Origin of the sequence: Alicyclobacillus contaminans DSM 17975, from assembly GCF_000429525.1 — a bacterium.
Classification (GTDB): domain Bacteria; phylum Bacillota; class Bacilli; order Alicyclobacillales; family Alicyclobacillaceae; genus Alicyclobacillus_A; species Alicyclobacillus_A contaminans.
Map to the genome: position 1 here is coordinate 1 of NZ_AUCA01000015.1, position 18,754 is coordinate 18,754.

Here is an 18,754-nt window from a genome sequence, read left to right on the forward strand (position 1 = left end):
GCAGGAGTGAGCAGACACCCACGAACCGGGTCTGGTGGCGATAGCGGAGGGGAAACACGCGTACCCATCCCGAACACGACCGTTAAGACCTCCAGCGCCGAGGATACTTGGGGCGGGAGCCCCTGGGAACGTAGGACGCTGCCAGGCGAAGGAACATGAGCCCAACAGGTCATCTCCTGTTGGGCTTTTTGTGTTCTGCCCGGCATTGGAAGAACGGGTCCAACGACCCATAACTGACGTGCCAATCCGCCCGCATCCGCCGTGCCGCTACTCCGTGCAGAATGTCGTACCTGCCGAACACACATAGTGAAAAGGAAGACTGGCGCCAGCGTATTGCTGCGCCAGTCTCTATACGTGGCCACACAGGTTCCCGTGGCGTCATTTTCGTGCGGCTTCAGTGCTTCAAATCCTGTCGGCGCACGAGAATCATGACCGCGACGAAGCCAACACAGAGGGTGATGGCAGCTGCCCACAGGATGTCCGCCGTGGCGGTCGCAAAAGACGTTTGGGCCAACGCAGATAGTTTGGGAAATAGCGGGTTGTGGATGTACGGATTCGGTTCTCCTCGGAGGCCCGTACTGCCGGCATTGGTACCGGCGGATTGAATACCCTGGACGATGCTTGCCTTCGCCGAGTCCGACAGGCCCGGCGTTGGCAGCGCTGCGACGCCGTTCTGCACCAAGGTGTCATAACGCTTAGATAAAAGTGCACTGAGAAACGCGATGCCGAACGCCGATCCGACCTGACGGCAGACGTTGTTTGCCCCCGAGGCCATACCCGCCCGATAAGGCTCCACAGTACCGACCGCGACGGCAGAGATTGGCGGGTTCACGACACCATTGCCGATGCCAGCAACAATGAATGCGGGGAGCAGCCAGACCCACTCTGACGGAGTCGATACACCGCCGATACGCGTCATGAGGAGGACGCCCAGTGTGAGCAAGCCCATGCCGGTCGTACCCACTTCGGTCCAATTTTGTCCGTTAGCCGTCCCGCCAGCGGTGCACCGACAAAAACCAACCCACTCATCGGTAGGAAACGAAGCCCTGTCTCCAGCGTGCTAAAACTGAGACGGTTTTGGAAGAACATCGTAAGGAAGAAAAACAGTGCATAAAACCCAGCCGACAGGGTGAAACCGGCAATCGCTGCACCCGTAAAGCTCGGATTCTTGAATAGACGAGGATCCAGCATTGGATGTTTGAGCAAAAGCTCGCCCACGACAAACGCGATCAATGAAACCAGCGCGATACCGAAGAGTGTAAGGATGTAAGGTGACGTCCATCCTTTGTCCGGATGGTTGACCAGGATGAATGCAAGCACCAGACAGAACAAGAACATTGTTACGGTGACAAGACCATACAAGTCGATGCTCCTCGGCGCGCGTTCGTCACGCGACTCCGAAATCGCCCAGAGCGACAATGCAATACCCACGACGCCGATGGGCACGTTAATCCAAAAGATGGACTGCCAGTTCACCTTTTCCACCAAAACGCCGCCAATGAGCGGACCAATGGCGGTTGCAAGGCCACTCACGCCCCCCCCAGATGCCAATGGCCGTACCACGTTCACGACCGTGGAACGTCGCCGAGATGATGGCGAGCGAAAGTGGCGCCATCGCCGAACCGCCGAGCCCCTGTACAGCACGAGCGGCAATCAGCACTGCCGAGTGGGACAGGCCGAACAGGTGAATGTCTCCAGACAGAGCGCAAAGGACGGATCCAAGCGAGAACACGCTCAGGCCGCATATGAACACCCGTTTGCGTCCGAAGATGTCACCGAGGCGTCCACAGGTGACCAGCGCCACTGCGAAGACCAGCGTGTAGGCGTTGACCACCCATTCCAGATCGTCAAACGGTGCAGTGAGATCGCGCTGGATGGTCGGAAGTGCAACATTGACAATCGTCACGTCTAGAAGGGCCATGAAAAGACCGAAGCATACGGCGGCCAGCGCCCACCATTGATGTCCTGCCTGATGGTGTCCCGGCTGAACCCATAAATCATTACCGGATGCGTGTGACATTGATATGTACTCCTCCTTGTGTGTAGTTTACAGGGGACGATGAGAGCCGCCCGATTGTCCGAGCCGTGGAGTTTGAGAATTCCCGATACGACGAAATCCTAGTCTTTAGCTCACGCGCCGCTCGACTCGATATGCACCATCTCGTCTTCTACCCATGCGAGATCCGCGCGAACGATGTGGATCCGATGTGCAATAGCCCGTAAGATGTGTGGTCGTTCTCGTTCGCTGATGTCTGGGTGTGATTCAATGAACTGTTGGCGACGCCTAGCCCAATCCAACTCCTGCTCCAGACATCCGCGATAGTTACGGAGCACCTTGAGCTGAACGTCGGTCGCGACGTAGCCGAATTTCGATAACTTGATGCGGAAGACAATTTCGGCGTCGGGCCCAGGCTCAATCGGTTGATTCATCAACTCAATGAAGCGTTGTCGGCCTCTGTCCGTGATGGCGTATACCTTACGTGGCCGACCTGTCTGTGCGCGGTGTTCCTCCGTGCGCTCGCGAATGAATCCTTCCGACGCGAGCTTGCGCAGCGCCGGATAAAGGACACCGAAGCTAACTTGGCGTCCGAGTTGGTTGGAAAATATAGTTTGCAGGAGGTAGCCGTGCAATGGCTTATCCCAGAGTTCTCCGAGAACGAACAGTTCGTACACATCCTTCACCTCCAACCGTCACCAAATCCGATGTATTCTCTGATATATCTCCCTGATATATCTCCCTGATATAACGAAATGATATATCGATACGATATAACTTCGCAAGAAGGTCGACGGTGGGGCATTTGTTCACTATCAGAACACTCCCCCTCCAAACGGACTATCTCCGCATTGGTCCATTTGGGTCTGACCCCGTGCAACCGCTTCAGTTACACTGATCACAGGAACGATGTTGCGCAAACCGTTCGCGCGCACGAAAGAAAATGTCATTGACTTCGGGAGATGAATTCCCATGAAACGCATCCTATATGCGACCGATGGAAGTATTTCATCACTGAAAGCCGTCAACATGGTCAACCATTTGCTGTGCGCTTGGCCAGATGCGGAACTGCACGTAGTCTATGTATCCGACCCAGGAATGGCGAGGATGGACGAGATCACCGATACGGAACGGGAGTATGAGGAGCGCAGAGCGCGCGAAATTGAAAAAATGGCCCGTGACGAATGGTTTCGCACCTCGGATCACAAAGAACGTATGTACTTTAAACATCTGTATGGCCCCATCGCGCTCACCATTGGGTTGTACGCCGAGGAACACATCATGGATCTCATTGTTTTGGGAAGTCGAGCACAGGGGCAGCCAGATCCCTTGTTGACCGGCAGCGTGAGCCACGGCGTGTTGTATTGCACACATGTTCCGGTCTTGGTGGTGAAGGACTGGAACCCTGCTGAGGGACAGACGCACGATGCGGTGTCTGCCACCCTGAGTCAGGGTGGCTGAGGGCAATCGGGACACTCAACAAATCGGTGGATAGGATGAATATGGGGAAAGGATGGAGAAAAATGGACAAGATTCTGTTCGCAACGGATGGATCGGACTCTGCAGCCAAGGCGGGTGAAATGACAAAATCCCTGTTGCGCGCATATCCGCAGGCACAACTGATTGTACTGCATGTCATCAAACCACTGCCGCTCGGCGACGGCATGGTTGTCATTCCGGATACCGTGACCACTTATTACGAAAAGGTCGGAAATGAGATCAAGGAAAACGTGGAGCGGGATTTTGCCGAGTTTGCGCAGCGCATGACCTTCGAACAACGCCTGGGGCAACCGGTGCTGGTCATTTGCGACATGGCGAAGGAGGCGCAGGTGGACCTGATTGTTGTCGGATCTCACGGTCGCGGCGCCGTGGACAGACTGCTCATTGGCAGTGTCAGCAACGCCGTGCTGCATCGAGCACACGTGCCGGTGCTGGTTGTGAAATAAATGGAGAGCGCCATCAGGGGCGCCGGAAGCGGCGCCCCATTTTATCAATGAATGCATGGCATCACGCGAGTTTGGGTACCAGGGGTTGCACAAAAGAGCGAACATGCTATAATGGTCAATGTAAGTCAAAGTCAAAAATCTTCATCACCAAAAGGTCAAAGTTCATCAAAGTCAATTCGTATAGCGAGAAGTTGAGGCGAAAGAAATTGTAGAAAGACATCGGAACCGCAGGCGTGGACAATGTTTGCGTGTCGGTCTGTGGAACGAGAACGAGAATGAGAAGGCGAAAGACATTGACAAACTTTTGATTGAGGAGGAATGAGTCATGAAATGCGATGTTTGCAAGGTTAACGCTGCTACCATCGGCATGCAGGTCCGCGTGAACCAACACGTGCAACGGATGCATCTGTGCGCCGATTGCTACGAACAAATGCGTGCCACATCACCGATTTCCGCAGGGGCGTTCGGCGGCTTTCCGTTGGAGGAGTGGTTGCAGGGATTTGTCATGGGTATCCCCCAGGAACGGCAACCGTTGACGATGCATCCTGCAGCTCGGAATCGGGGCGTTGGCGGCGGTGGTGGATTCTTGGACCAGTTTGGTCGGAATGTGACGGACCTGGCCAAGCAGGGGAAGATCGATCCGGTGATTGGACGCGACCGGGAAATTGCCCGGGTGATTGAAATTCTGAATCGTCGAAATAAGAACAACCCCGTGCTGATTGGGGAGCCGGGCGTTGGCAAGACAGCCATTGCAGAGGGATTGGCGCTGAACATCGTGGAAGGGCGAGTTCCCACCAAACTGCGCGGCAAGCAGGTTTATGTGCTGGATGTGGGCTCGCTGGTTGCGGATACGGGAATTCGAGGCCAGTTCGAGGAACGGATGAAGCAGTTGATTGAATCGCTGCAAGCACGTCAGGATGTCATCCTGTTCATCGATGAAATTCACCTGTTGGTCGGCGCCGGATCGGCCCAGGGATCGATGGATGCCGGAAACCTGTTGAAGCCTGCTTTGGCGCGAGGCGACATTCAGGTGATTGGTGCCACGACCCTGAAAGAATACCGTCAGATTGAGAAGGATGCGGCGCTGGAACGTCGCTTCCAGCCCGTGATGGTGAACGAGCCCTCTGAAGAGGCGGCTGTAAAGATTCTGAAGGGAATTCGGGACAAGTACGAGGCATACCACCATGTCTCTTATCCAGACGACGTGCTCAAGGCCTGTGTGCGGTTGTCCCAGCGTTACATTCAGGATCGCTATTTGCCGGATAAGGCCATCGATCTGTTGGATGAAGCGGGATCGAAGGTGAATCTGCGAACCAACGCGGGGGGAGCAGATGAACTGCGCACCCGTCTGGAGCAGGTGTTGAAAGCAAAGGACGATGCGACTCGGCGCGAGGCATACGAGGAAGCCGCAAAATTGCGCGACGAGGAACAGCGGCTCCGGGCACAGTTGCAGCAGGTGCAGACGGAGGGGGTGCGGCCGGTGGTGACCGTGGCGGACATCGAGGCCATCATCGAAGAGAAGACCGGCATCCCGGTACAGGCACTGCAGGCCGATGAACAGGCGAAATTGAAAGATCTTGAATCTCGCTTGAATCGCCAAGTGATTGGTCAGCCGGAGGCGGTAAAACAGGTGACGCGGGCTATTCGACGCAGTCGCGCCGGGTTGAAGGCAAGCACACGGCCCATCGGGTCGTTCCTGTTCGTGGGACCGACCGGCGTGGGTAAAACGGAGTTGGCAAAATGCCTGGCGGAGGCGTTGTTTGGTACCAAGGATGCGTTGATTCGCCTCGACATGAGTGAGTACATGGAGAAACACAGTGTTTCCAAACTGATTGGTTCTCCGCCGGGATATGTAGGCTTTGAGGAAGCGGGCCAACTGACGGAACGCGTGCGTCGCAATCCGTACAGCTTGATCCTGGTGGACGAGATCGAGAAGGCGCACCCGGATGTCCAACACATCTTTCTGCAGATTATGGATGATGGCCGTCTGACCGACAGTCAAGGGCGGACGGTGAGTTTTAAGGACACAGTCATCATCATGACCAGCAACGCAGGTGCCGCAGACCGGAAGGTGACCGTCGGGTTTGGAGTCGATGGAAAACAGGCACAGGCGGCTAAGCCGTTTGAGGCGCTGGGTGCGTACTTCAAACCCGAGTTCTTGAACCGGTTTGACGCGATTGTACCGTTCAACGAGTTGCAGGAAGGGGATTTGATGAAGATTGTCGACCTGTTGCTCGAAGACGTGCGCTCCGGTCTGAAGGAACGCGGAATTGCCCTGGAGGTCACGGACGCGGCCAAACGGAAGCTGGTTGCTTTGGGGTATCACCCTGCATTTGGCGCACGGCCACTGCGTCGCGCCGTGCAGAGCCATGTGGAAGATGCGATGGCGGATATCCTGCTCGAACACCCCGACATCCGCGCTTTGACCGTGGACGTGGTGAACGACGAAGTGGTTGTGCGCTCGAAGTGATGCGACCAGTGGACGCGGCGTTCATAAATTCTTTCTCGTTTTCGGTAACCCAAGCGGGGATTGCTGATTCAAACAGCAATCCCCGTTTTCTCTATATCCAGTCGCTGGAATTGTCGCCGTTGTATCCGTCGTAATTGTCGTTTCGGTCATCGTAGCCGAAGTCGTCCGGACGGTAGTCGACGGTGTCGAACGGATTGCTTTCTGTCGGTGGGACGAAATCAGGGCCGGCATTCCCCGGATATCCTCCATAGTCCATCACCTGTCGCTGCAGCGCGTCAATTTCTTGTTGTTGGAGAATGTTCTGCTGCATCAGTTCGTCCAACATTCGTTGATCATCGAGACTGTTGAAGTAGTCGTACTGCGCAGCATCGATTCGTCCCTGCTCCAGCAGCCACGTCAACAGCGCCCCCGCGGCCATTCCACCCAAAAACGTGCCAGCGCCGCCAAACCGCGACTCAAACGAATCATACTCCGGTTGGTATGTCGGCGCGTCATAGTACCCCGGTCGTACGTCAGGACGAGGGTTGCTCCAACGGCGGCCTCGTTGGCCAATCAACACCACAAGCAGGATGACAATGACAACCAGCAGCACGTACGTCAACATCAGACCCTCCATTTCCATCCGCCGGGATGATGTCCATTCCACAGTTCGCGTTTCACACAAGGATATCCCCATCATAGCAGAGGCATGCGCCCGATGGCAGGATGGATGAGCAGAATTCCTGTGACAACGACGATTGAAAGCGTTATCAAAATGCAGTACGCTTGTTGTACGTAATTTTATATACGAACGTGTCATTCAAATATGAACTGCAGTTCGTAGTGGGCAATCCCGCACGAACACAGGGGGAGTGAGTGGAATGCGGGTGAACAACATCGCGGTGATTGGCGCAGGCGTCATGGGACGGGGCATCGCGTACGCTGCGGCGGTGGGCGGCTTTCGAGTGGCCTTGCAGGATATCTCGCAGGCAGCTTTGCAAAGTGCGCTGGCAGACATTGAACAGAACCTGGCGCAGGCGGTGGCGCGTCAGAAGCTGACCGAGGCGGATGTCCGTGCTGCCATGGCCAGAATGGAGACCACCACATCGCTGGAACAAGCGGCTTCGAACGCGGATCTGGTCATTGAGGCGGTGCTCGAGAAGATGGAGTTGAAGGTGGCTGTGTTTCAGCAACTGGATGCCCACTGTCCGCCGCACACAGTGCTCGCCACCAACACTTCGACCATGAGTCCCACGGAAATCGGGGCCGCCACGAAGCGAGCCGACAAAACCATCGCCATGCACTTCTTCAATCCCGTACCTAAGATGAAGTTGGTGGAAATTGTACGGGGCCTCGACACATCGGACGAAACGTATGCCGTTGCGCGATCCGTGGCGGAACAAATGGGCAAGGAAACCGTGGAGGTGAACGAGTTTCCGGGGTTTGTCACCAGCCGCATCAGTTGTCTGGTGGGGAATGAGGCCATGCGCATGCTGCAGGAGGGGGTGGCCTCTGCGGCGGATATCGACAAAGCCATCAAGCTTGGGTTGAATTATCCCATGGGGCCATTGGAATTGGCCGATCTGGTAGGATTGGACACTCGACTGCGAAACATGCAATACTTACATGAAAAGCTCGGAGAGACCTACCGGCCGGCGCCGATTTTGGAGAAATACGTCAAGGCGGGGCGCTTGGGGCGCAAGGTGGGACGCGGCTTTTACGATTACACAGCGCCGAAGGCGTGATTTCCGGCCGCGTACTTGATTTTGTGGTGTGCTGCGTGTGGAGGGGTATGGATGGAATATCACGTGCCGTCAGTTGCACTGGCCATGCGCGTGCTGAAATTGCTCAGCCGCTTCAAATACAGGCGGTGTTCGCTGAAGGAGATTTCCGATTTGCTGCAAGCGAACCCAACCACCTGTCTGCGCGTACTGCGGACGCTGGCGCGCGAGGATTTTGTTCGGTTCCATCCGGAGACCAAGAAATACAGCCTTGGTCCTTACCTGATTCCACTGGGAAACCGAGCGATGGAATTGAATGACGCGGTGGCCCTTTTTCTCTCCGAACTGCGCAGGGTCGCCAACGCCACCGAATTCACCACGGTGTTGATTGAGCGACTGCAGGACAATCATTTGATTTACATCGGATCCGAGGAAGCCCCCAATGACGATGTGAAGATATCGGTTTCCATTGGTCAACAGTTTTCCATTGGCAGCGTTGCGTTCGGGCGCTGTTTCCTGGCCTACGATGACGAGGCCGCGTGGCGCAAACTCGCCGATGACGGTCTGCTTCGGGAAGTGCAGTCTCCGGACGATTTGGAGAAGCTGGCCAGTCGATTGCAGACCATTCGGAATCAGGGGTACGAGGTGTCCCATGGGGATTTCACGCCAGGGATTTCATCGTTCTCTGCGCCGATTTTCGACAAGAAGGGGAACGTTGAGTTCGTCCTGGCCTGTCTGGCGGTCACCTCTCAGGTGACGCCGTCTCAAGCCGAGCGAGCGGTGAACGTATTGGTGGAAACCACCCGCAGACTGTCGGAGTGGAATGGGTGGCAGGCGGCCCGTCGCGCCATCCCGGATGCTTCGGAAAATCCCTGAGCCGTTCGCACGCCACCCTCATAACCCCTTGGCCTCTATCGAATTCTATGGTATCTATCAGACATGTGCGTGCCATTCGTGGCGGTCTCGACCGCGCACGAATGGCTGAACCGCGTTCATCCACAGATGATGAATGACGTAGCGAATGAAGAAAAGGTGGCGCGAAGTGCTGGCATATCATGTAACGACCCATCCATTGTTGAAATCGGTGATCCACCGCTCGTTTTCTCATGCCATCAAGGAACTCGGACTTCCGGATTATCCGGAAGCTGCATTTGTGCAGGAACTGAAACCGTTCCTCCAATCGCCCGGCAGTCTGTTTGAGGACACGGAACCTGAGCACAGAGCATTGTGGCAAGCCCTGCACCGTGGGGAGGTGTTCGCGACTCACACGCGGGACAATGGCGAAACGTTTGTATTCTACGTGCGCCTTGCGTTAGGGGTTCGCCGAATGGACGTGCGGCTCTTGTGCCGCCAGCGACAATGGCAGCTTGAAGCCGTCACGGCAATGTTCACGGCCCCGGCCTGGAAGACACCGTGGATTCGCAACACGGCGCTGGCTGCGGCGATGGTTTGTGCCGTGCTGGTGGGGTATGTCCTGCATCGGCCAGGCGAACGGGTGGTGCAACAGCCCGTTGTGATTCGCACGGCTGCGTCGAACGCTGCGCCTGCGGCAAACACGACCAAAGCCTCCAATACGCCGTCGAACACAACATCTGGAGCCACCGAAGTGCGGACGGCCAAGACGATGACTTTCACACTGCAACCGGGCATGTCTTTGTACCATCTGTCCAAGTACTTGCAGAGTGAGCACTTGGTCGACAATGCCATTTCGTTCGATATGCTGATGAAGAAAACAGGGGTTGACAAGGATGTACACCCCGGAACGTACAAGTTTCGGACCGGGATGACGGAGAATGAAATCTTACAGGTGCTGAAACAGGGGCCCGCGCATTGACGCGGGCTTTTTCATCCTTCAGGAAGACAGCGGCTTTTGCATGGCAATGTGCGGAATCCCCGCTTCCTCGAACGGAAATCCTTCAGAGATGTAGCCCATCTGTTCGTAAAACCGCTGTGCGTGACACTGGGCATTGAGCCGCAATTCCCGGTAGCCTCGACTGCGGGCCTCCGCTTCAACGGCCATCATCAGCAGTTTGCCGATGCCAACGCCGCGGTGGGAAGCCAGTACGGCAACCCGCTCCACCTTGCCCGTGGCCGATGCTGAATAAGGACGCATGCGAGCCGTCCCAACGGCCGCGCCGTCGGCATCCCACGCAATCCAGTGCACGGTCTCTGGATGGTGATCGAATTCGTCCAACTCCAGTGTTTCCGGCACATTTTGCTCCTCCACAAAGACGCGTCGGCGTACTTCAAACGCTTTATCCAATTGCGATGGCGCACAGATTCCAATCCGTACGTTCCCCAAGGCATCTCGCTTCCTTTCGTCGGTGGTAGGCTTTCGTTCTGCACAAGTATAGCTCATAAATCGGGGGCATTCTGGGGATATTTTCATATGCTACCCATTTGCCGGACACCACGTCATGTGCTGCCACACCGGTGTACCGTGCTGAGGAGGCCCCTATGATTCTAAACACTGAGCAATTGCAAGCGCGTGCACGTGCGTTGGCTTTGACGCATGACACGGCATCCGCACGCCGTCCCGAGGGGCGGTTTTTGCCTCGCTTTCGAGCGGATGTGGATAGCTTGCACCAGTTTGCAGTTGAACTGACTCGCCACAAATCCATCTGCGTGCAGCCAGCGGAAGACTGGCTGTTGGATCACATTGCGTTTCTGGAAACCCAGGCGCACGTTGTGATGCGCGAACTGCCGCGAAACGTGCTGCGGTTGCTGCCCCGCCTCCAAGGGAGCGGTGCTCCGCGCGTGTATGCTCTTTGTGACGCGTATCTGGAAGCGGTCGACGGCCGTTACGATCCAGCGACGTTGACGCGGTTCCTTCAGGCGTACCAACAGGTCAGTGTGCTGAAGACGATAGAGTGCTGGGTTCTTCCCAGCGCTATGCGCGTGGCCATCATTCGACAGTTGGCCGCGGTCATGCGTGTGGTTCGTCACCACCATCAAACCTGCGAGCGGATTCACACTCTGTTGACCTCCGCGCGGTCCAGGAGCCTGACGTCGGAAGATATTCGCGGCTTGCTCGAAGACAGCATCGGGGGGCGGGAGCTCACAGCAACGGAAGTTGTGCACTGGGTGCGCCATTTGAGCGAGTGGAATGCGGATATCAAGACGGTGAGAGAATGGCTCATCGCTCATGTTGAGAACGGCATGCACAGCCTCGAGCAGATGGTCTCATACGAGCGCGAACTCCAAGCGGATCAACAGGTGATGTGCGGCAATCTGGTGCGCAGTTTGCACGCGTTGGAGCGCCACCCGTGGCGGCAGACCTTCATCGCCATCAGTGAGGTGGAGCAGAGACTGTTGCAGGATGCGACCGGCGATTATGAGCGGATGGATATGGAGAGCCGCGACGTTCTACGTCAGCGCGTGGTCCGGGTGGCTCAGCAGCTGCGCGTGCCTGAGACGCTGGTTGCGGAGACCGCGGTCCGGCTGGCCAAGCGGGAGTGGGATTTGGTGAACGACACCCAGACGGACATTCCTCGCTCCGCCTGTCTCGCATTCTATCTCTTGCATCCGGAAGGCCTGCGGGCTTTGCGTGGGGCCATACGCGAGCAGACGCGTCCGCGTCCGCTGCCTCGATGGGTGTTTCGCAGACACCCGCTCGCCTCCTATCTGACCGGCCTGGCTCTGCTGTTCGCGGCGGGCCTCATCGCCGTTGGGACAGTGGTGGGGCGAAGCGGCGTTGCATCGCCGTGGGCTTGGGTTGCGGTGCTGCTCGCCATCGCCATTCCGGTCAGTGAGTGGGCGGTGACGGTGGCGCACAGTTGGATTGAACATCGCTGCCGACCGACGCCATTGCTCCGCTACGACTTTTCTGAAGAACTGCCCGACGACGCGAAAACGTTGGTGGTGGTACCGGTTCTGTGGTCGAGCATCGCGGAGGTGGACGAGGTGATGGAGACACTTCGCGTCCACTACCTCGCAAACCGTCAGCGGAATATCCACTTCGCCGTTCTGTCCGATTTTCCAGATGCACCCACCGCCGAACACCCGGAGGACGCCGAACTGGTAGAGCACGCGGTGGCAGTTGTGAATGACTTGCGTAGAGAATACGGCGCGGACACGTTCTTTCTGTTTCACCGGGCGCGTCGGCACAATGCAGCGGACAACGTGTACATGGGGTGGGAACGCAAACGCGGAAAGTTGGTCGAATTGGCCGAATACCTGGCCGGAAAGCGGGAAACCAGTTTTGAGACCGTGGTCGGAGAGGAGTCGGTCCTTCCCCAGATTCGCTATATCCTCACGGTGGATGCGGACACCAAGCTGCCCATAGGGGTGGTGGGCAGACTTGCCGGAACCATTCATCTGCCGTACAACCGACCTCGGTTGAACGCCTCCGGGACGCGGGTGGTGGCCGGATACGGGGTGATTCAACCGCGTGTCGGCGCGAGTTATGCGTCCGTCCAAGCGTCGCGCTTCGCGGCGTTGTGGGCGGGACAACCCGGGGTCGATCCGTACGCATTCGCCGTCTCCAACCCGTATCAGGACTGGTTTGACCAGGCGGTGTTCGTCGGCAAAGGAATTTTCGATGTGGCTGTGTTCCGGCGGGTGCTGGCGGATCGGATTCCGGACAACCAGGTTCTGAGCCACGATGTCCTCGAGGGCGGGTTTTTGCGCGCAGGGCTCGCCTCCGACATCGAGGTGGTGGAGGCCCATCCGGAGACCATCTACGCCTATCAGCGCCGGCAGCATCGCTGGGTGCGCGGAGACTGGCAGCTGCTGCGCTGGCTGGGACGCGTGTGTCCCAATCGCGCGGGCGAGCGGCAGTTGAACGACCTGTGCGGCATTGCTCGGTGGCACATTGTGGATCACTGCCGGCGGAGTCTGCTGCATCCGGCCCTGTTTGTGGTATCCGCGCTGGGGGCGGGGTGGCTGCCCGGCTCTCCTGCAGCGTGGGAGGGACTTGTGCTGCTGACTCTGTTCTTGCCCGCTCTCCGCGCCGCCGTTCTGTCGGTCGGCGGCCGACAGCGCGGTCGAGACGTGGTGGTGGCGACGGCGCAATGCTTGGTGCAGGCGCTCGTCTTGCCGTTCACTGCCGTGCTGCAGGTGGACGCGGTGGCCAGATCGCTGTATCGGATGGGGGTGAGCCACCGTCGTCTATTGGAATGGGTGCCATCCGCACACACCGACAGAGAGGCGAACGGTGGGCGCGTCTTCGTCTACGAACCCGCCGGCTACGCCGCCGCGTTGGCGTGGGTCGCAGCGGCCTTTGCGAGTGGGACCCAAACTGGGCGTGCTTCGGCTGTCCTCGCGCTGGGGCTGTGGTTGGCGGCCAGGCCGGTTGCGCGTTGGCTCGGGCGGCCGCGGCGGCACCCGAAGCGGCCGTGGCTGCAGCAGGCGGAACCCAATCTGCGCGGGCTGGCCGAAAAAATCTGGGCGTACTACAACCACTATGTCACCGAAGCGGATCTCTGGCTGCCGCCGGACAACGTCCAGTACCACCCGCGGGAAACGGTGGCGCACAGGACGTCGCCCACCAACATCGGGCTCTACCTGGCCTGTGTCGTGGCGGCGTGGGACCTTGGGATGATTGATGCGGCCGACATGCTCGACCGGCTCGAGCGGACACTGAAGACGGTGGCATCGCTCGAAAAGTGGCACGGCCACCTGTATAACTGGTACGACACGCAGACCGGGCGGCCCTTGCCGCCCAGGTACGTATCCACCGTGGATTCTGGAAATCTGGTCACGTGTCTGATGGTCGTGCACGAGGCCCTGCGCGGCTGCGGTGAACGCTATCCGCAGTGGGCGATCAGGGTGACGGCGCTGCGGGAAACGGTGGACCAATTGGTCACCGCGACCGATTTCCGGCCGCTCTACAATGCGGACGAGCGACTGTTGTCACTCGGGCACCACGTGGATGCGGAGCGGAAGGACGACATTCTCTACGACCTGCTGGCGTCGGAGGCGCGTCAGGCGAGCTTTGTCGCGATTGCCCTCGGTCAGGTCCCCGTGACGCACTGGTTTACGCTGGCCCGAACCATGACGCGCGTGGCGCGTTGGAAAACGCTCCTATCCTGGTCGGGCACGATGTTTGAATATCTGATGCCGAGCCTGGTGATGCGAACGTATCCCGGAACCATCTGGGCCGAGACGTACGAAGGCGTCATTCACCGCCAGCGCGCCTTTGCCGAACGCAACGGCGTGCCCTTCGGCATTTCCGAAAGCGGTTACTATGCGTTCGACTACCAGCACAATTACCAATACCGCGCTTTTGGCGTTCCCGGCCTCGGCTTAGACAGGGGCTTGGAGCAGCAGTTGGTTACCGCGCCGTACGCCGCTCTGCTGGCTCTACCCTTTGCGGGCGAGGTGGCGCTGGAGGCGCTCCGGAAGTACGAGCGGTTGGGCGCCATGGGCCCGTACGGATACTACGAAGCGGTCGACTTTACGAAACGCCGCCTGCCGCCCGGCAGCCGCCATGAGGTGGTGAAGAGTTTCATGGCGCATCATCAGGGCATGGGTCTTCTGGCCATCGCCAATTTGCTGTGCGACGAAAGCATCATCCGCCGCTTTCACGCCCATCCCAACGTGCGGGCGGCGGAGCTGTTGCTGCAGGAACGCGCGCCGACACGTGTGTCGTGGACGGTGCAAACCGCCCATCGCGACGCCAAGCCTCCGGCGTTCGACGCGCACCGGCACACCGGAACCCGCACGTTTCACGCGCCAACGCCGCTGCCGGAAGTCAACGTGCTGTCCAACGGCCGCATCACCAGTGTGCTGACGCAGGACGGCACCGGGATGCTGCTCTGGAACGGGGCGTCCGTGACCCGCTGGCGAGAGGATGCTGCCATGGATCGAAGCGGCATCGCGGTGTACATCCACAATCCGCTGACCGACGAAACCTGGAGCCCGGCGCGCTATCCGTGCGCATCGGCAGACACGGATTGGAACGTGCAGTTTCGGCTGGATAAAACTTGTTATGAAACGTTGCAGAACGGTGTGGAAAGTCGGTACGAGGTGGCCGTGTCCCCCCACCTGGACGCCGAGGTGCGGAGACTGAAGTTGATCAACCGCAGCCAGGCGACCAAAACGTTGGAAGTGACGTCGTATTTGGAACTGGCGCTCGCTCCGCAGTCGACGGACAGCGCACATCCGGCGTTCAGCAAGCTGTTTGTCCAGACACAGTACGAGCGTTCGCACGAGTGCCTGCTTGCCAAGCGCCGTCCGCGCGACGCCGAGGAGAAGGAGCGCTGGGCCGGACACTCCGTGCTCGTTGATGGTCCGGTGGTTGGGGACGTGGAGTACGAGACGGACAGAGCCGCATTCATCGGCCGCGGAGCGGAGTTGGCGGCGCCCCGCGGCTTGCAGGGAAAACTGCAGGGAACGGTAGGTTCTGTCGCCGATCCCGCCTTGGTTGTGCGCCGCGGCATTCACCTGCCGCCCGGCGCGGAGGCGGTGGTATATTTTGTCACCGGACTTGGCGCGTCTCGCGATGAGGTGCTCCACGCGATGGAGCAGCTTTGCGAACCCGCCCAGCTGGACGCGGTGTTCGACCATGCCTGGGTGCGAGCGCAGATGGATCTCCGGCACCTGGGATTGTCTGCCGAAGAGGCGGCGGAGGCGCAGATGTTCGCCGGTCGATGGCTGTATCAGGCCACCATGCCGCGCGCCCGGAGGGAGGCGGTGAGGCGAAACCTGCTCGGCGTGTCTGCGCTCTGGCCGCTCGGCATCAGCGGCGATGCGCCCATCGCCGTGGTTCAGTTCGAGCATGCCGCGGACTTTCCATTCTTGGCGCGGGTGACGCGGATGCACCAGTATCTGTGCGGGCTCGGACTCCCACTGGACCTGGTGGTGCTCGACGACACCGGCGGTGGCTATCTGGACGTGTGGATGCACCGCCTTCAGGATGAGCTGGCCATGCACGGAGTGGCAAACATGCAGCGGGTGACGGCCGTCCAAAGGGATCGATTGTCCGACGCGGAACTCACCTTGCTGCGGGCGACGGCGCGCGTGTGGCTGCGCGCTGGCGGCCCCAGCCTGGCGGCGCAGTTGAGCGTCCCCGCCGAGGATTGGCCGACGCTCGCCACCGCACCGGAGCTGGTGGCGGCGCATTCGCCAGCCCGGGGGTTGCCTGCTGCCTTGGCGTCCGGCGCCGAATTCGCCAACGGCTATGGCGGGTTCGTGGAAGGCGGCCGGGCGTATCAGATCTTGGTGCAGCCGGGCAAACAGCCACCGCGTCCCTGGACGAACGTATTGGCGAATCCCCACTTTGGAACCCTCGTCACGGAGCTTGGAACAGGCTACACATGGTGGAAGAACGCGCGAGAGTGCAAGGTGACGCCCTGGACCAACGACCCGGTGCTCGATCCGCCCGGAGAAGCGGTGTACCTGCAGGACACACAGACCGGTGAAGCGTGGTCGGCCGCGCCGAAGCCGGCGGGACAAAACCGGCGCTACCGGGTGACGCATGGCTTCGGATACACGCGAGTGGAACAACTGGACGGCGACATCACGCACGCCATGGAGACGGTGGTTCCCTTGGATCACCCCGTCAAATTGACACGTCTGCACCTGCGCAATCAGAGCGGGGTGACGCGGCGCATCGCCATCACGTATTTCGCCGATTGGGTGATTGGCGTGGACCGGGAAGCGCAATCTCCATTTGTGGTGACGGAGTGGGATGATGACTGCCGCACGCTGCTCGCCTGGAACACCTACCAGCAGGCGTTTCGGGACGCGGTGGCCTTTCTTCACGTCGCTCCGCAGGTGGAGGGGCAGGTGGCTGCCGACTGTGTGAACTGGTCGTGGACGGGAGACAGGATGGCGTTCTTTGGCCGCGGCGGCAGTCATCAACGGCCGGCTGCCCTCGCCTATCCGGAGTTGCCGCGAAAGGCCGGGTGCTTCGCCAACGCCTGCGGCGCCGTACAGGTGGTGGTGGAGATCCCGGCTGGGGCCGAGACCACCGTCATGCTTTTGCTCGGCTGCACGTCGTCGCGCGCGGAGGTGAAGTGGCTGGTGGAAAAGTACCGGCACGCCGGACTGTACGCGCTGGCACGGCGGGACGTGGATGCGTACTGGAACAAAATCTGCGGTCAGGTTCAGGTGCAAACCCCGGACAGGGCGATGGATGTCCTGCTCAACGGCTGGCTGTTGTACCAGGCGCTGGCCTGCCGGTTGTGGGCGAGAACCGCGGTTTACCAGGCGGGGGGCGCGTTCGGTTTTCGCGATCAGTTGCAGGACTCGCTCAGCTTGCTTCACGCGGATCCGGACATCGCCAGAGCGCAAATCCTGCGCAACGCGGCGCATCAGTACGAAGAAGGCGATGTTCAACACTGGTGGCACGAAGAGACGGGCAAAGGGATTCGCACACGGTATTCCGATGACCTCTTGTGGCTGCCGTACGCCGTTTCCCGTTACGTGGAGCACACCGGAGACACCGGCCTATTGGACGAGCGTGTACCGTATCTGCACAGTGAACCGCTGAAGCCGGACGAAACGGAGCGGTACGAGGATACGGTGGTTTCCACCGAAACCGGCACGGTTCTGGACCATTGTCTGCGCGCCATCCGCCGTGCGTGCTCCTTCGGCGAACACGGACTGCCGCACATGGGAATTGGCGACTGGAACGACGGGATGAACCAGGTCGGCGCCCGCGGCCGCGGGGAGAGCGTGTGGCTGGGGTGGTTCCTGCTCGACGTGCTGAACCGATTCACCCATTTCCCGGCGGGGGTGCTGCCCGAGGCGGACGTGGCGGCGTTCAAACAGACGGCCGAGCGTCTCCAGCGCAATTTGAACGAATTCGCGTGGGACGGCGCCTGGTTCCGCCGCGCGTACACCGATGCTGGAACGTGGCTCGGCAGCATCCAGGACAGGGAATGCCGCATCGATGCCATCGCCCAGTCCTGGTCGGTGTTGTCCCAAGGGACTTCCGAAGAACGCCAGCGGCGGGCCATGCGTTCCTTTGAACGGGAATTGGTCGATCCGCACCTCCGCGTGGCTCGCCTCCTCACCCCGGCGTTTGATGAGACAATGCCGAGCCCCGGCTACATCCAGGGCTATCCTCCTGGCATTCGGGAGAACGGCGGGCAGTACACGCACGGGGTGATCTGGAGCATCGCGGCGTGGGCCATGTTGGGCGCGCGGGACAAGGCGCACGCGTTGTTCCAGTTGCTCAATCCCATCACACACACGCAGTCGGAGCGGGATGTGGCGCAATTCGGCAACGAACCGTACGTGATGACGGCAGACATCTACACCGCGCCGCCGCACGAAGGGCGGGGAGGATGGTCCTGGTACACGGGCGCGGCCGGGTGGATGTATCAAGTGGGGCTTGAATCTGTGCTCGGGGTGACCCGTCGCGGCCATCGTTTGCGCATTCGCCCCTGCGTGCCGGAGTCGTGGGCGTCGTTTCAGGTAAGGTATCGATTTGGTGCCACGGTGTATGAGATCACGGTTCACTGTCAACCGTCCGAGGACGCGCCCCGCTGGGTGGTGGACGGCGTGGCCATGACCGGGCAGGATGAACTGGAATTGGTGAACGACGGCAAGATCCATACGGTGGAGGTCAATGCACCGGCAGCACCTTTGGAAACGGTCGGATAACCGCGTATCAACCAGGACAGAGGCTGTCCCTCGGTGTCTGGGCACCGGTGGACCAGCCTCTTTTCGGCTGCACACGTCCTTTACTTTC

Annotated in this window: 13 protein-coding genes and 1 rRNA gene; 8 read left to right on the top strand and 6 right to left on the bottom strand. The window is 59.4% G+C overall.

Going from position 1 to position 18,754, the window contains the following annotated elements; all coding sequences use genetic code 11:
* The first annotated feature begins 30 nt into the window (after window positions 1–30).
* Window positions 31–147: ribosomal RNA gene (gene rrf / locus G463_RS0107745) — 5S ribosomal RNA — on the top strand.
* A 247-nt stretch (window positions 148–394) separates the two neighbouring features.
* On the opposite strand, the gene G463_RS23800 is transcribed toward rrf, so the two are convergent.
* The 4 genes from G463_RS23800 to G463_RS0107755 all read right to left on the bottom strand — a co-directional run bounded on the left by G463_RS23800 (window position 395) and on the right by G463_RS0107755 (window position 2,673).
* Window positions 395–919 carry an MFS transporter gene (locus G463_RS23800; protein WP_169725442.1) on the bottom strand — a complete coding sequence of 175 codons (525 nt, stop codon included), beginning with the start codon at window positions 917–919 and terminating at the stop codon, window positions 395–397.
* Window positions 916–1,485 (bottom strand): MFS transporter, encoded by a 570-nt coding sequence (locus tag G463_RS23805; protein ID WP_342663817.1) that lies wholly within the window; start codon window positions 1,483–1,485, stop codon window positions 916–918. Before G463_RS23805 ends, G463_RS23800 begins: the two co-directional genes overlap by 4 nt.
* Window positions 1,448–2,020 carry an MFS transporter gene (locus G463_RS21695; RefSeq protein WP_051322071.1) on the bottom strand — a complete coding sequence of 191 codons (573 nt, stop codon included), beginning with the start codon at window positions 2,018–2,020 and terminating at the stop codon, window positions 1,448–1,450. Before G463_RS21695 ends, G463_RS23805 begins: the two co-directional genes overlap by 38 nt.
* 110 nt (window positions 2,021–2,130) lie before the next feature.
* Window positions 2,131–2,673 (bottom strand): PadR family transcriptional regulator, encoded by a 543-nt coding sequence (locus tag G463_RS0107755; RefSeq protein WP_026974710.1) that lies wholly within the window; start codon window positions 2,671–2,673, stop codon window positions 2,131–2,133.
* Between the two features lie 295 nt (window positions 2,674–2,968).
* On the opposite strand from G463_RS0107755, the gene G463_RS19380 reads away from it, so the two are divergent.
* The 3 genes from G463_RS19380 (at window position 2,969) to G463_RS0107775 (ending at window position 6,412) form a co-directional block, all read left to right on the top strand.
* Entirely contained in the window at window positions 2,969–3,457 is a 489-nt protein-coding gene (locus tag G463_RS19380; RefSeq protein WP_051322073.1) for a universal stress protein, read from the top strand.
* A 62-nt stretch (window positions 3,458–3,519) separates the two neighbouring features.
* Window positions 3,520–3,942 carry a universal stress protein gene (locus tag G463_RS0107770; protein ID WP_026974711.1) on the top strand — a complete coding sequence of 141 codons (423 nt, stop codon included), beginning with the start codon at window positions 3,520–3,522 and terminating at the stop codon, window positions 3,940–3,942.
* Window positions 3,943–4,267: 325 nt separating this feature from the next.
* On the top strand, window positions 4,268–6,412 hold the full coding sequence (locus tag G463_RS0107775) for an ATP-dependent Clp protease ATP-binding subunit (protein ID WP_026974712.1): 2,145 nt from the start codon (window positions 4,268–4,270) through the stop codon (window positions 6,410–6,412).
* A 91-nt stretch (window positions 6,413–6,503) separates the two neighbouring features.
* Here G463_RS0107775 and G463_RS19385 read toward each other — a convergent pair whose 3' ends face one another.
* Window positions 6,504–7,016, bottom strand: coding sequence for a hypothetical protein (locus G463_RS19385; protein ID WP_051322074.1), 513 nt, complete (start codon window positions 7,014–7,016; stop codon window positions 6,504–6,506).
* 256 nt (window positions 7,017–7,272) lie between these two features.
* On the opposite strand from G463_RS19385, the gene G463_RS0107785 reads away from it, so the two are divergent.
* The 3 genes from G463_RS0107785 to G463_RS0107795 all read left to right on the top strand — a co-directional run bounded on the left by G463_RS0107785 (window position 7,273) and on the right by G463_RS0107795 (window position 9,946).
* Window positions 7,273–8,136 (top strand): 3-hydroxyacyl-CoA dehydrogenase, encoded by an 864-nt coding sequence (locus tag G463_RS0107785; protein WP_026974713.1) that lies wholly within the window; start codon window positions 7,273–7,275, stop codon window positions 8,134–8,136.
* A 51-nt stretch (window positions 8,137–8,187) separates the two neighbouring features.
* On the top strand, window positions 8,188–8,988 hold the full coding sequence (locus tag G463_RS19390; protein WP_051322075.1) for an IclR family transcriptional regulator: 801 nt from the start codon (window positions 8,188–8,190) through the stop codon (window positions 8,986–8,988).
* Between the two features lie 166 nt (window positions 8,989–9,154).
* The gene (locus tag G463_RS0107795) at window positions 9,155–9,946 is read left to right on the top strand and encodes an MltG/YceG/YrrL family protein (protein ID WP_026974714.1); all 792 of its coding nucleotides are present in this window, start codon (window positions 9,155–9,157) and stop codon (window positions 9,944–9,946) included.
* An 18-nt stretch (window positions 9,947–9,964) separates the two neighbouring features.
* Here G463_RS0107795 and G463_RS0107800 read toward each other — a convergent pair whose 3' ends face one another.
* Window positions 9,965–10,414, bottom strand: coding sequence for a GNAT family N-acetyltransferase (locus tag G463_RS0107800; protein ID WP_026974715.1), 450 nt, complete (start codon window positions 10,412–10,414; stop codon window positions 9,965–9,967).
* A 155-nt stretch (window positions 10,415–10,569) separates the two neighbouring features.
* Between G463_RS0107800 and G463_RS19395 the strand changes: the two genes are divergently transcribed.
* Window positions 10,570–18,666 (top strand): GH36-type glycosyl hydrolase domain-containing protein, encoded by an 8,097-nt coding sequence (locus tag G463_RS19395; RefSeq protein WP_051322076.1) that lies wholly within the window; start codon window positions 10,570–10,572, stop codon window positions 18,664–18,666.
* Window positions 18,667–18,754 lie beyond the last annotated feature (88 nt).